This is a genomic window from Photorhabdus viridis, from assembly GCF_040256935.1.
In the GTDB taxonomy this organism is placed as follows: Bacteria; Pseudomonadota; Gammaproteobacteria; order Enterobacterales; family Enterobacteriaceae; genus Photorhabdus; species Photorhabdus viridis.
Window position 1 is genome coordinate 1 of record NZ_JBEJZY010000651.1, and the last position, 212, is coordinate 212.

Genomic DNA, 212 nt, shown 5'->3' on the forward strand with positions numbered 1-212 from the left:
GCGTCGTCAGGCTGGAGTGAAACCGGCAAGATGGCGGGCAGTGTCTGGCTGAGAGGTTGGGGTATTTTGTTACTGTCGGCAATCCAGTCACGGAAAGAGGAAAAACTCAGCCGATGCTGTTCGCAATACTGTTTTCGAGTCAGGTCACTGTGGCGCCATTGGGTCACATGTTGCTGTTTTTGTTCCGGGGTATATCGGCTACGGCTCATGGT

Annotated in this window: 1 protein-coding gene; it reads right to left on the reverse strand. The window is 53.3% G+C overall.

What is annotated here, in order from left to right:
• Positions 1 to 212: IS66 family insertion sequence element accessory protein TnpA (gene tnpA / locus ABR397_RS24925; protein WP_350308000.1), on the reverse strand; the 212-nt coding region annotated here is incomplete at both ends.